Consider the following 12,015-nt stretch of genomic DNA (forward strand, 5'->3'; position numbering starts at 1 on the left):
TGGATGCTGCTGGTACTGGTGCTGGTCGTCCTGGCCATTGCGGCGTTGATCAAGTATCTGCGCAAGTGAGGCAAGAGGACCGGCACCGATAGGCGGCTTGGCGAACGGATGGCGGTTCCGCGCCGGTTCACCCGGGGCGAAGGCCCCGCCAGTCGGGATGCAGGTCATCGATCACGATCGGATGGCAGTGGCCTTCGCGGCCATGTTCGCGCAGATGCGGATGGTCGGGCGGCAGATCGGCGTGATCATGAGGCACCGCGCCCGGCTCTTGCGCGGGCCAAAGGCGCAGCGCGGCAACCACCCCGATCGCGGCCATCCCCGCCATCACCAGAAATGTCCCATTCAACCCGATCGCCGCGCCGAAGCGCCCCGCCATCGGATAGGCAAGCAGCCAGCAGGCATGGCTTAGCGCGAATTGGGCGGCGAAGACGGCGGGGCGGTCCTCGGGCTGGGCCGAGCGGCGCAGCAGCAGGCCCGTGGGCGTTTGCGTCAGCCCGTAGCCAAACCCCAGCACCGCCCAAAGCGCCATCAGCCCTGGCAATGTGCCCGCCAGGGGGCCCGAAAGCGTGCCAAGTGTCAGGATCAGCGCCCCGGCCAGCATCGCCGGGCGCTCGGGCAGGCGGTCGAGCAACCTTGGCAGGATCAGCGCCGCGGTCATCGACCCGCCGCCGAAGGCCGCCAATGCCAATGCCACCTCTGGCTGGCCCAACCCGAACTTGCCTTGCACGATGACCACGGTGTTGACGATCACCATCGCACCCGCCGCCGCCACGGCGAGGTTCAGCGCCAGCAGCCCGCGCAATCGCGGGGTGGCCAGGTAGATCCGGGTTCCGCGCGTCATGCGCGCCCAGATCCCGCCGGGGGCGGCGCTGGGCGTAGGCGAGGGCAGCGCCACGGTGACGACCAGCAGGGCCGAGGCCAGAAAGCCGATCACCGTGCCACCGAAAAGCACCGGAAAGCTGACCACCGTCAGCAATGCCGCCGCCAGGATCGGCGACAACAGGCTTTCCAGATCATAGGCCAGCCGAGAAAGCGACAGCGCGCGGGTATATTCGGCCTCGTCGGTCAGCACGTCGGGGATGGTGGCCTGGAAGGTGGGCGTGAACCCGGCCGAAGCCGCCTGCAGCAGGAAGATCAGCGTATAGATCTGCCAGACTTCCGTGACGAAGGGCAGCGCCAGCGCCACGCCGGCGCGGATCAGATCGAGCGATACCAGCATGGCGCGGCGTGGCACACGGGTCGCGAAGGCCGACGCCACGGGGGCCAGCGTGACATAGGCCACCATCTTGATCGCCAGCGCGGTGCCCAGCACGACGCCCGCGTCCTGCCCGGCGATCCGCCAGGCCAACAGGCCAAGCGCCACGGTGGCCAGGCCGGTGCCGACCAGCGCGATCACCTGTGCGGCGAACAGGTGGCGATAGGTGCGGTGGCGCAGGATCCCCAGCATGACGGGCCTCACAGCAGCTTGGCCAGGGCGCGCAGGTCGGACAGGTCCTCCGCGCCGCCATGGCCCAGGCAGTGATCGATATGGTCATGGATCAGCGCGCGCTTGGCCGCGGTGATCGCGCTTTCGACGGCCTGAAGCTGCAGCGCGATCTCGGTGCAGGGACGGCCGGCTTCGATCATCTCGACGACATGGCGCAAATGCCCGTCGGCGCGTTTCAAGCGCTTGATGATACCGGGATGAGAGGCGTGAACATGCGGCTGGGTCATGCCCCGCCTATATCCCCCCAGGGGGGATTAGACAACATCCCATCGTCGCATGCAAACCGCCCCCGGGCCTTGGGCGCGGGGGCGGTTTCGTTCCGGCGTGCGGTCCTGCTGACTTGCGGATCACGCCTAGCGTTCAGGGCAGGTCAGAACGACACCTTCGAGGGCTTGTTGTTGATCATCTTGATGACCGCCGACTTGGCGCCCGCTGGCAGGCGGATATCGACCATGGCGCCCAGACCCATCTTCATGACGCCATCGACCACCGTGCCCGAGTGATGCGACCAGGGCTCAAATAGGCTTTTCACCACGGCGATCTTGTCGGCGGCCTCGACCACGGTGCTTCCGTCGGCAAGCGTGAACACGATCGAGGTCACATAGGCCGCCGCGGGCGAGGGACCGGCGTTGACATAAAGCCGTGCCTCATCGGATTTGCCGGGCACCTGCAGGGCCGTGATGTGGTAGGATTTGACGCTGGTAAGCTTGTGCAGCTTGAAGATCCCGAAATAGTAACTGTAGAAGCCCACCGTGAAGACCACAGAGAACACCGTAAGCGCGATGCTGACCTGGCGTCCGAAATAGCGGGCGAAATCATCGCGTTTCAGCAGGCTGTCAAGCGAATAGCGCCCCGCACCGTAGATCATCACACTGACCGAGATCGCCAGGCCGAGGGCCGCCATTGTCCATTCGTCGAGGCATTCATAGCCCTCCCAGCCGAAGATCAGCATCAATGCAAAGTTCAGGCCGGTACCGCCGATTGCGGCAACCCGGGTGAACAGCCCAAGCATCAGCCCAAGCCCCACCAGCACCTCGGCAGTCGACATCATGTAGATCGACCATTCCGCGATGAAGGGGTGCTGCAGTACCCAATGGATCATCGGCTCGACGGGCGAGCCGGGCGCAGCCTCGACCAGCTTGCTTGCAAGTGATGCAGGGCTGGTGATGTCATGCTTTGCGGGGACGTTGATGAAGCGCCGCCATCCCCCCATGAAAAAGACGAATCCCATGGTGATTGACGCGGCGCGTAGCGCGAAATCTCTCGCGAACTCGGACCTTGTCCGTGCCTCAGTTTGCATTTGAATCCCTACTCTCTCTTGGCAGACATCGGGGCGTTTTCGTGGGCCTCGACGGTCTTTGGGCATTTTCACCGGGGGTCCGATTCAGGGCGATCAGGCATCGCTCTCGACCCAGGCAAGGCCGGTCTACACCCGCTGAATTACGCGACCTTGACATGTATCAACATTCATATCTTTTCCGGATTGCGGGCACTTGGCCGTTGATGGCCGCGCCGCTGAAACCGCGCAGGAGCAAGATGAGAGAGGAGGATGCGGCCCAGGGGCCGCCGGCCCCCCGACAGGTGCGGTGGGCGGCGACGCATGATGGAAACCGCATTGCAGATGATCGCGGGCGGGCCTCTTGGATCAGAGACGGCCGCACCGCGTTCTACCCCGAGGCCGGGGCCGTTCGCGGCGGAAATTCCGCGTTGCGCAGGGCGGCCCGGCCGCACCGCGGCCGGGCCATTCCCCGTCAGGGGTGCAGCGCGCGCGGTGCCGTCAGGAACCCGAAGGCCGCGCCAAGAACCGCGCCGTAGACGATGTGCAACAAGAGCGTCATCACCGGCGCCGCAACCCCGAGCGACAAGCCAAACAGCCCCGCGCCGGCCATCGGCATCACCAGCACCATCATCGCAAACCAGGCCGCGATGCCGAAGGCGATCCCCTTGACGACAAGAGAATTTCCAGGGATCCGTTCATACGTCAGCGCGAAGGCGCCGCCCCAGGCGATCGTGCCGATCGCGAAATGCGCGACCCATCCCATGAACGCCGGGGCGCCCATCATGCGGCTCAGCATGTGGATGACATCGAGCGCGGGCATCAGGCCCATCATCGCCTTGGCGACCATCAAGGCCGACAAGACGACAGTCGCAATGAACCCGGCACCGAGGCCGGCGGATATCTTTTGCATGGCTTGCATCCCTTTCTTGGGGGTCTCACCCCCCCGTTGGCTTTTCGTCGTGCAGCCTTGAAAGGATCGCCTCGATCCGCGCCGCGTCGGGCGGGTCGGACGGCAGAGTCGTCATGGTCAGCGCCCGGGTCGCCCGCATCTGGGCGAGGAAATGCGCGCAGCCGTGACACATGGCCAGATGCAGCCGCATGCGAAGCGTCTGCAACGGACCCAGTTCCCCGTCGATCAGGGCGCTGGCGCGTTCCGTGACTTCCTTGCAGCTCAACATCTTGCCGGCCCCCTTTCAAAGGTCCCACGCAAACAGGACCCGCAAGGAAGGGATTCGTTACAGCGGCGCCGCGAAAACGCAGACCTGTCGAACATGCGCCATCTCCCTACAACACTTCGTCCAGCGCGGCGCGCACCGCCAACCGGGCCCGATGCAACAAGACCCGAACGTTGCCCTCGCTGATACCGAGTATCTCGCAAACCTCGGCCGCTGCCAGCCCCTCTTGCGCGCGCAGCACCAGAACGGCGCGCTGGCCGGCCGGCAAGGCGTCGATCGCAGCGGTCACATGCGCCATTACGCTGCGCCCGGCGATGATGCGTTCGGGCGTGACCTCTTCCCACAGGGCCGGCATATCCTTCCACCGTCCGCGTCCGTCGAAAGCCGCCGCAAGGGAATTCTCCTCTCCGCCGTCGTCGAAGGACACCACCCGGCCGTCGCGCGCGGCCCGGGTCCGGGCCTTGTTGACCAGGATCGTGAAGATCCAGCCCGCCAGCGACGATCGCCCCTCGAAGCCGGCGATGTTGCGCAGCACGGCCACCCAGGCATCCTGCGCGACCTCTTCCGCCGTCGCCCGGCTTTGCACGATCCCGGCGGCCACCCTTACCAGCGCCGCGTTGTGCCGGTGGAAGAGCTGTTCGAATGCGGCGCGCTCGCCCGCGACAAGCGCTTGCACCAGTGCGCGTTCGTCGCCCTCTCCGTCCCCCATGCGCCTCCCCGCCGCGTGTCCCGAACGCCCGCCGACAATGGCACAGGCGCGGCGTAGTGTGAAGGAACCGAACCGGGCGCGGGCGCGCCGCGCGCATCACCCCCCGGTTCGCGAAACGGGGCGGCGTTCCACCCGAAAGCCCAGCAGCCACAACGCGTCCAGCGTGACCGTTACCGTCGCGCCGGTGTCGGCCAGCACGGCGACCCACAGGCCGGTCAGGCCAAGCCGGGTGGTGACAAGGACGACCCCCTTCAGGCCAAGCGCGATCGCGACGTTCTGCCGGATATTCGCCATCGTCGCCCGCGCCAGCCGGATCTGAGCGGCGACATCCATCACCCGGTCGCGCAACAGCGCCCGATCGGCAGTCTCCAGCGCCACATGGGTGCCCGATCCCATGGCGATGCCCAGACCCGCCCGCGCAAGCGCCGGGGCGTCGTTGATGCCGTCGCCGACCATCATGACCTGATCATCCCGCGTCATTGCCGCCACGATCGCGGCCTTGTCCTCGGGCGGCAGCGCGGCACGCGATTCCAGCCCAAGCCTTTTGCCGATCGCGGCGCCCGTCACCGGATTGTCGCCCGCCAACATGAGCGCGCGGATCCCCATTTCGCGCAGCGCGATCAGCCCCTGAAGACGGGTCTCCGTGAAGACCGCGACGACGGCCTTGCCCGCCTGCTCCAACCTTCCCGCGGCCTGGCGCGCGGCGTCGCCCAGAACCCCGGCCTCGGCGGCGAAGCGGGGCGAGCCGACGCTCCAACACGCGTTCGCCACGATGGCCCGCGCCCCCCCCCGGGCCCGGGATCACCGTCGCGGCAGAGGCGGGCGGCGGCATGATCCCCTCCGCCTCGCCCACCGCGAAGAGGAAAACCACCAGTGCCGCCTCATGCCCCGCGCCTATGAAAACCGCGCCGGTGGCCGCGATGCTCATCCACATCTCGATGGTGAAGGGCATCCCGGCGCGCGCCAGCAGCGCCGCGCGCCGGGCGATGGGGGCGACAGCGATCCGCGTGGCCAGAACGAAGGCCTAATGCGCAACCGGCCCGCCGATGCAAGGGCCACGGCCCAGGCCCCCGCCAGCAGCGCGCCAGAGCCAAGAAGATAGCGCCCCTTGGGCGTCGCGTGCCAGGCGGAACCGCGGCCGGCGGCGCGGGCGGGAAGGCCCGTATGGGGGGGGGCCGCCGATCCGGGCAGGCACCGTCCGGCAAGACGAAATCACACCCGGGACTCGCCGGCGCCGTGTCGGGGCGCGATATGCCATAGCCCAGCCGCCGGACCGCGCGTTCCAACGCCTTGGGCGCGGTCGCCTCCACGTCCAGGCGCAGGCAAAGCCGCTGGTTCATCAGCGTCACCTCGACCGCCTCGACCCCGGGCAGCGTCTCGACCGCGCCGCGCACCTTTGCCGCGCAGGATCCGCAATCCGTTCCCGTCACATGCCATTCCCGCAGCTCCGCCTGTGCGATCGTCCGCCCTTTCTTGCCGGCTTCCGCTCTCGATGAAGGCCAAGATAGGAGTTACCGCAACTATAGCTTCAAGGGGGAATTTCACCGTTCTCCGAAACGGGGGAAAAGCCATGCACACGATCCGAACGCTGGCGCGCCCGACGGGCACCAAGGTCCAGACCATCCGGTATTACGAGCAGATCGGCCTGATGCCCGAATCGGGGCGCAGCGCCGGCGGCCAGCGGCGGTATGACGATGCGCAGCTCGACCGCCTTGCCTTCATCCGCCACGCGCGTCAGCTTGGCTTTCCGCTGGGGGCGATCCGCGAATTGCTGGATCTGTCCGACCATCCCGACCGCGATTGCGGCGCGGCGGATGCGATCGCGCGGCGGCGGCTGCGCGAGGTCGACACCCGGATCGTCCGGCTCGAAGCCCTGCGCCGCGAGTTGCAGCGCATGATCACTGCGTGCCGCGGTGGAACGACCTCTGATTGCCGCGTGCTGGAGGTGCTGCGCGACCATGCGGAATGCCTGGCCGACCACCACGGGGACGTGGATTGACCGGGGCCGCCGTCAGCGGATCTTGCGAAACAGGCTGAACTGGAACGATTGCACCACGCCCCCCGGCGTCTGGTGGCGCTCAAGCCGATGGGTCAGCAACCGGTAGTCGGGGCCCAGGGTCTGGGCAAGCGATTGCGGCGAGTAGCGTTCCACGGGAAGGCCGCTGCAGGTTTCGGGCCCATCGGGCGCGAAGGTCGCGATGATGGCATGGCCGTCCAGGCGAAGCGCCTGCGACAGACGCTCCAGATAGGCCGCGCGATCCTCTGGCGTGACCAGAAAATGAAACACCGCCCGGTCGTGCCACAGGTCATAGACCCGCCCGGGCGCCCAGGTCGTGATATCCGCGGCGATCCACGCCACGTCCTGACCACGCGGGCCCAGCCGCTGGCGCAGCCTGTCCAGCGCGGCCTCGGACAGATCGAGCACCGTCAGATCGCGCAGGCCCCGCTCCAGCAGGCCGTCCGTGACGCGCGAGGTGCCGCCGCCGATGTCGATGACGCTTTGGTCAGGTGTCAAACCGGCCTCGGCCACCAGATCGAGCGAGCGCGCGGGGTCGTCCTGGTGCCAGCTCAGTTCGGTTTCGGCCTTGCGGCTGTAGATCCGGTTCCAATGGTCTTGCTTGGTCTCGGTCATCCATCGACTCCCTTTGCCGTCCGGGCGGGTTTGCGGAACCCTTGTTCATATATGCCGCAGTTCACCGGCGTGTAGGCTGCCGTGTAGACTGCGCGGCCAGTTGTTGCCACGACCTAGTGGTCCTGCGCGTGGCGATCCTGCGCTTGGCGATCGGGCAGCGGTTTCAACCGGTCCGGGCCTGGCAACCCGAACTCCGTAGGCGTCAAGGCAATATCCGCGACCGAATACTTGTCCAGCACCGCCAGGAAAGCCGCCCGTGCCTCGACCAGCGGCGCCATCAGCCGACATGCGCGGGTGATCGCGCAACCGTTGCCGCCGCGCAGGCATTCGACCAGCCCGAAATCCGTCTCGACATGCCGCACGATGGCACCGACGCTGGTTTCCTCGGCCGCGCGCGACAGGTTGAGCCCCCCCGACCGGCCCCGTTGGGCGGTCAGGAAACGACCCTGCGTCAGCGCGTTCACCACCTTCATCACGGTGCTGCGCGGCAGCCCGTAGGCCGCTACGATCTGATCGATGGTAAAGCGGCGCCCCCCCATCGAGGCGGCATAGATCATCACCCGCAGGGCCACATCCGTCGTATCGTTCAGGCGCATCGTCACTCCTTCCCGGCGCGCGGGACCCATCCAGACCCGCCTAGGGTAGACGGAATGTCGCAGGCAATGAACATACCTGTGATTAGCATCTTATTTTTCCACCTTATAGATACACCAGATCGGCATCTTTATTTCAGGAGTCCCCATGGCCAAACCGTTGACCGAAGAAACCCTTGCGATCATCGAGGCGACAGCGCCGGCCGTGGCCGCGCATGTCGACCAGATCGTGCCCTGCATGTACCGCCGCCTGCTGGCCGATCCAGAGATCCGCGCGCTCTTCAACATGTCGCATCAGCATGGGAATTCGCCCCAGCACAAGGCATTGGCGGGCGCATTGGTGGCCTACGCCAGCCATATCCGCGACCCCGGCGTCCTGGCCGAGGCGCTGGAACGGATCGCCCAGAAACATGCGGGCCTGCAGATCCTGCCGGAACATTACCCCCATGTCGGCACCGCCCTTCTAGGCGCCGTGTCAGAGGTGCTGGCCGAGGCCGCGACCCCCAAGGTCCTGGCCGCCTGGGGCGAAGCCTACTGGTTCCTGGCCGACACGCTGATCGCCCGCGAGGAACAAATCTATGCCGGGTCAGAGGCCCAGATCGGCGGCTGGCGCGGCTGGCGCCGTTTCCTGGTCACCGAGAAGACCCCGGAAACGCCGGAAATCATGTCCTTCACCCTGCGCCCCGTCGATGGCGGCCCGGTCCTGCGCCATCGCCCCGGCCAGTATCTGAGCTTTCGCTTCAGCCCGGCCCCGGACGAGGAATACCGGCGCAACTACTCCATCTCCTCGGCGCCGGACGGGGAAAGCTACCGCATCACCGTCAAGCGCGAACGTGGCGGGCGGATATCGAACTGGCTGCATGACGCGGTCGGGATCGGCGATGCCTTCGACGTGGCCGCCCCGGCGGGCGAGTTCTTCCTTGATCCCGCCGGCAAGCGCGAGGTCGTGCTGCTGTCGGGCGGCGTGGGGGTGACGCCGATGATCTCGATGCTGGAAAGCTTCGGCGGCGGCGATCTGCGGATCGTCCATGTCCATGCGGCCCGCGACGGCGACCATCACGCCCTGTCCGAGACCCCGCGCGCCAAGGCACAGGAAAGCCATGTCTTCTACGAGACCCCGAGCGAGGACGACCTGGCGCGCGGCATCCGTGCCGGCCGGATCGATCCGCATTGGCTGGCGCAGATCAGCGACCCGACGCAGGCGGATTACTTCGTCTGCGGCCCGGTCGGCTTCATGCAGGAGATGGTGCGCGGCCTGAAGGCCGCCAATGTGCCCGACGCGCGCATCCATCACGAATTCTTCGGTCCCGCGGCGGCGCAGATCGGATAAGAAGGCGCCCCGGCGTCGATCGCCGCGGCCGCCGGGGCACCCCGCCCCGGGCCGGCCGCGGCACCCTCGTGAGGCAAGGTTGGGCCCCGGCGCCCCGTGCCGCGCTTGACCCGGGGTTGCCGGCCCCCTAAATACGCCCTCACCGGCCAATGGCCCGGCCCGGCGCGCCACGCGGCGCCCCAGGGCGGTGGACTCGCCCGGCCGTCAACCGGGTCTTGCCTTGGCCCGATCAGAGAGCGCCGCGCGCCGATCACGACGATCCTTCCCCCAACCCACGAAACCACCGCAGTCGCACTGCGCCGCCCCGGGGGAAAAGCGACAGAAGAGGACCGATATGAGCCACTCCGCCCCCCGCAAGGCCCTGAGCGCCTCTGGCATCCGCGCGCGCAAGGGCGGCGAGCCCCTGGTCTGCCTGACCGCCTACACCACCCCGATCGCGCAGATCGCCGATGCGGAATGCGATGTGGTGCTTGTGGGCGACAGCGTGGGCATGGTGCTGCATGGCCTGCCTTCCACGCTGCAGGTGACGCTCGACATGATGATATTGCACGGCAAGGCGGTGGCGCGCGGGGTGCGGCGGGCCTTGATGGTCGTCGACATGCCATTTGGCAGCTATGAGGCATCCCCCGATCAGGCGCTGCGCAATGCGGCGCGGGTAATGGCCGAAACCGGCGCCGGCGCGGTGAAGCTGGAGGGCGGGCGCCACATGGCGGCGACGATCCGCTTCCTGGTCGATCGCGGCATTCCGGTGATGGCCCATATCGGCCTGACGCCGCAATCGGTGAACGCGCTGGGCGGCTACGGCGTGCAGGGCAAGGGCGCGGATGCCGCGCGCATCCGCGACGACGCCCGCGCCGTGGCAGAGGCCGGCGCCTTCTCGGTGGTGATCGAGAAGGTGCCTGCCGCGCTGGCCGACACGATCACCGCCGAACTCGCCATTCCCACGATCGGCATCGGCGCCTCGGCAGGCTGCGACGGCCAGATCCTGGTGATCGACGACATGCTGGGCCTCTTCGACGCGTTCAAGCCGAAATTCGTCAAGCGCTACGCCCATCTGGCCGCCGACGTGGGCGCCGCCGTGCACAGCTATGCGCAAGAGGTCCGCGCCCGAACCTTCCCGGCGCCCGAACATGTGTTCACTGACGACGGGGCCGCATCGTGAAACTGATCCGCCGCAAATCCGATCTGCGCGCGATGACCGAAGCCTGGCGCCGCGCGGGTCAGACCATCGCCGTCGTACCCACGATGGGCGCGCTGCACGCGGGCCATCTAAGCCTGGTCGAAGCGGCAGGCGCCCGCGCCGACCACGTGATCGTGACGATCTTCGTCAACCCGCGCCAGTTCAACAGCCCCGAGGATCTGGCGAAGTACCCCCGCACCGAGGACAGCGATGCGCGCAAGCTTGCCCCCTACGGGATCGACCTGCTCTATGTCCCGGCCCCGGAAGAGATCTATCCCGAAGGCTTCGCCACCACCGTTTCGGTGACCGGCGTATCCGAGGGCCTTTGCGGCGGCGCGCGGCCGGGCCATTTCGACGGGGTTGCGACCGTGGTGACCAAGCTGCTGCTGCAAACCGACGCGGATTTCGCCTTCTTCGGCGAAAAGGATTACCAACAGCTTCAGGTGGTGCGCCGCCTGGCGTGCGATCTGGACCTCAAGACCCGGATCGTCGGCTGTCCCACGGTGCGCGAAACCGACGGGCTGGCGATGTCGTCGCGCAATGCGCGCCTCGAGGCCGCGGCCCGCGCGCGGGCCCGGATCCTGCCACGAACCCTGGAGGCCACGATCGACGCGATCACCCGCGGCACCCCCGTCCCCCAGGCGCTGGACGCCGCGCGCGCAGCCCTGCAAGAGGCACAAGTCGAGGCCATAGACTATCTGGAACTGCGCAGCGACCCCGACCTGCGGCCCCTGGACCGCGCCGACGAACCCGCGCGCCTGTTCGTCGCGGCCTGGCTGGATGGCGTGCGCCTGATCGACAACATGGCACTTGCACCGCACCCCCCGGAGACCTGAGACAAAGGCCCAGGCGCGCGGGCTTTGCACGGGCGCCGGCCAGATCGTCGCGGTCGCCCATCGACCGCCCCGCGCCTTCGTCAGCCACAGCGCGCGGCAAGGCGGTCGAGGAAATCCTTTACCGCCAGGCGGTGCTCGGGCGCTTCGAAATGGTGCATGATCCCGTCAGGCGACATCTTCATCAGGTCGAACCGAAGGAACGGGTCCTCGGAAAACCTCTGACTGACCGTCGCCAGCACCTGCCTGAGCTGCCCCAGCATGTCGCCGCCGCGGTGCGATGCGTGCAACTTCGCTATCGGCTTGCCGATCAGTTCGTCGCGCGACACGAGCCAGTCGATCGCATTCTTCAATCCGCCGGGAATTGCCCTTACATATTCAGGGCTTGAGGCGCTCACCCCGTCGCAATCCCTGACCATGCCCGCGAAATTTCGGACAGCTTCGGGCAGCGGCTCAACCTCTAGGGTCAGGATGCATTGATTTCCGGCATACCGCGTGATTCACGGCTCCGAGAAAGGAGCGGTGAACATGTCTGATCCTTTCTGGCTGACTGAGTGCGGCGGATAAGAAAACAGTCTGGGGGACTGTTTCCCACCCAACCAGATGGCCCGTCTGAAGCCCTACTTTCCGAAGTCGCATGGTCAGCCTCGGGTCGATGACAAGCGGGTTTTGAGCGGGATTATCTTCATCAACCGCAATGGGTTAAGGTGGCGCGATGCGCCTGAAGCCTATGGCCCACACAAGTCGCTTTACAGCCGCTGGAAGCGCTGGAGCGAGAAAGGTATCTTCGCGCGGATG

The 12,015-nt window shown here is 67.1% G+C and carries 14 protein-coding genes and 2 pseudogenes; 5 read left to right on the forward strand and 11 right to left on the reverse strand.

What is annotated here, in order from left to right:
- Window positions 1–127: 127 nt before the first annotated feature.
- The 8 genes and pseudogenes from BLV97_RS01570 to BLV97_RS21490 all read right to left on the reverse strand — a co-directional run.
- A complete protein-coding gene (locus BLV97_RS01570; protein ID WP_035837331.1) occupies window positions 128–1,447 on the reverse strand; it encodes an MFS transporter in 1,320 nt (439 codons plus the stop codon).
- A gap of 8 nt (window positions 1,448–1,455) precedes the next feature.
- Complete coding sequence (locus tag BLV97_RS01575; RefSeq protein ID WP_035837329.1) at window positions 1,456–1,713, reverse strand: metal-sensing transcriptional repressor; 258 nt, start codon at window positions 1,711–1,713, stop codon at window positions 1,456–1,458.
- Window positions 1,714–1,856: 143 nt separating this feature from the next.
- On the reverse strand, window positions 1,857–2,717 hold the full coding sequence (locus BLV97_RS01580; RefSeq protein WP_035837326.1) for a TQO small subunit DoxD: 861 nt from the start codon (window positions 2,715–2,717) through the stop codon (window positions 1,857–1,859).
- A gap of 520 nt (window positions 2,718–3,237) precedes the next feature.
- The gene (locus BLV97_RS01585; RefSeq protein ID WP_035837318.1) at window positions 3,238–3,675 is read right to left on the reverse strand and encodes a DUF6789 family protein; all 438 of its coding nucleotides are present in this window, start codon (window positions 3,673–3,675) and stop codon (window positions 3,238–3,240) included.
- Between the two features lie 25 nt (window positions 3,676–3,700).
- Window positions 3,701–3,943 (reverse strand): anti-sigma factor family protein, encoded by a 243-nt coding sequence (locus BLV97_RS01590; RefSeq protein WP_035837310.1) that lies wholly within the window; start codon window positions 3,941–3,943, stop codon window positions 3,701–3,703.
- Window positions 3,944–4,049: 106 nt separating this feature from the next.
- Entirely contained in the window at window positions 4,050–4,649 is a 600-nt protein-coding gene (locus BLV97_RS01595) for an RNA polymerase sigma factor (protein ID WP_035837309.1), read from the reverse strand.
- A 96-nt stretch (window positions 4,650–4,745) separates the two neighbouring features.
- Window positions 4,746–5,399: pseudogene (locus BLV97_RS21485) on the reverse strand (HAD-IC family P-type ATPase); the annotation flags it as partial.
- Window positions 5,400–5,965: 566 nt separating this feature from the next.
- Window positions 5,966–6,079, reverse strand: a pseudogene (locus BLV97_RS21490) (cation transporter); the annotation flags it as partial.
- 140 nt (window positions 6,080–6,219) lie between these two features.
- Here BLV97_RS21490 and BLV97_RS01610 point away from each other — a divergent pair.
- Window positions 6,220–6,648 (forward strand): MerR family transcriptional regulator, encoded by a 429-nt coding sequence (locus tag BLV97_RS01610; RefSeq protein ID WP_035837307.1) that lies wholly within the window; start codon window positions 6,220–6,222, stop codon window positions 6,646–6,648.
- Window positions 6,649–6,660: 12 nt separating this feature from the next.
- Here BLV97_RS01610 and BLV97_RS01615 read toward each other — a convergent pair whose 3' ends face one another.
- Window positions 6,661–7,281 carry a class I SAM-dependent methyltransferase gene (locus tag BLV97_RS01615; protein ID WP_035837306.1) on the reverse strand — a complete coding sequence of 207 codons (621 nt, stop codon included), beginning with the start codon at window positions 7,279–7,281 and terminating at the stop codon, window positions 6,661–6,663.
- Between the two features lie 113 nt (window positions 7,282–7,394).
- Window positions 7,395–7,877: an RrF2 family transcriptional regulator gene (locus tag BLV97_RS01620; protein ID WP_035837299.1), complete on the reverse strand. Its 483-nt coding sequence runs from the start codon at window positions 7,875–7,877 to the stop codon at window positions 7,395–7,397.
- A 145-nt stretch (window positions 7,878–8,022) separates the two neighbouring features.
- Here BLV97_RS01620 and hmpA point away from each other — a divergent pair, with 145 nt between their 5' ends.
- The 3 genes from hmpA (at window position 8,023) to panC (ending at window position 11,220) form a co-directional block, all read left to right on the forward strand.
- Window positions 8,023–9,204 carry an NO-inducible flavohemoprotein gene (gene hmpA / locus BLV97_RS01625; protein ID WP_035837298.1) on the forward strand — a complete coding sequence of 394 codons (1,182 nt, stop codon included), beginning with the start codon at window positions 8,023–8,025 and terminating at the stop codon, window positions 9,202–9,204.
- 334 nt (window positions 9,205–9,538) lie between these two features.
- The gene (gene panB / locus BLV97_RS01630; RefSeq protein ID WP_035837297.1) at window positions 9,539–10,366 is read left to right on the forward strand and encodes a 3-methyl-2-oxobutanoate hydroxymethyltransferase; all 828 of its coding nucleotides are present in this window, start codon (window positions 9,539–9,541) and stop codon (window positions 10,364–10,366) included.
- Window positions 10,363–11,220: a pantoate--beta-alanine ligase gene (gene panC / locus BLV97_RS01635; RefSeq protein ID WP_035837296.1), complete on the forward strand. Its 858-nt coding sequence runs from the start codon at window positions 10,363–10,365 to the stop codon at window positions 11,218–11,220. Before panB ends, panC begins: the two co-directional genes overlap by 4 nt.
- A gap of 80 nt (window positions 11,221–11,300) precedes the next feature.
- On the opposite strand, the gene BLV97_RS01640 is transcribed toward panC, so the two are convergent.
- Window positions 11,301–11,717 carry an NADPH-dependent FMN reductase gene (locus BLV97_RS01640; protein WP_342028509.1) on the reverse strand — a complete coding sequence of 139 codons (417 nt, stop codon included), beginning with the start codon at window positions 11,715–11,717 and terminating at the stop codon, window positions 11,301–11,303.
- Window positions 11,718–11,820: 103 nt separating this feature from the next.
- Here BLV97_RS01640 and BLV97_RS01645 point away from each other — a divergent pair.
- A partial coding sequence (locus tag BLV97_RS01645; protein ID WP_143037477.1) for a transposase occupies window positions 11,821–12,015 on the forward strand: 195 nt, incomplete at its 3' end.

Source organism: Allgaiera indica (genome assembly GCF_900106675.1).
Taxonomy (GTDB): Bacteria; Pseudomonadota; Alphaproteobacteria; order Rhodobacterales; family Rhodobacteraceae; genus Acidimangrovimonas; species Acidimangrovimonas indica.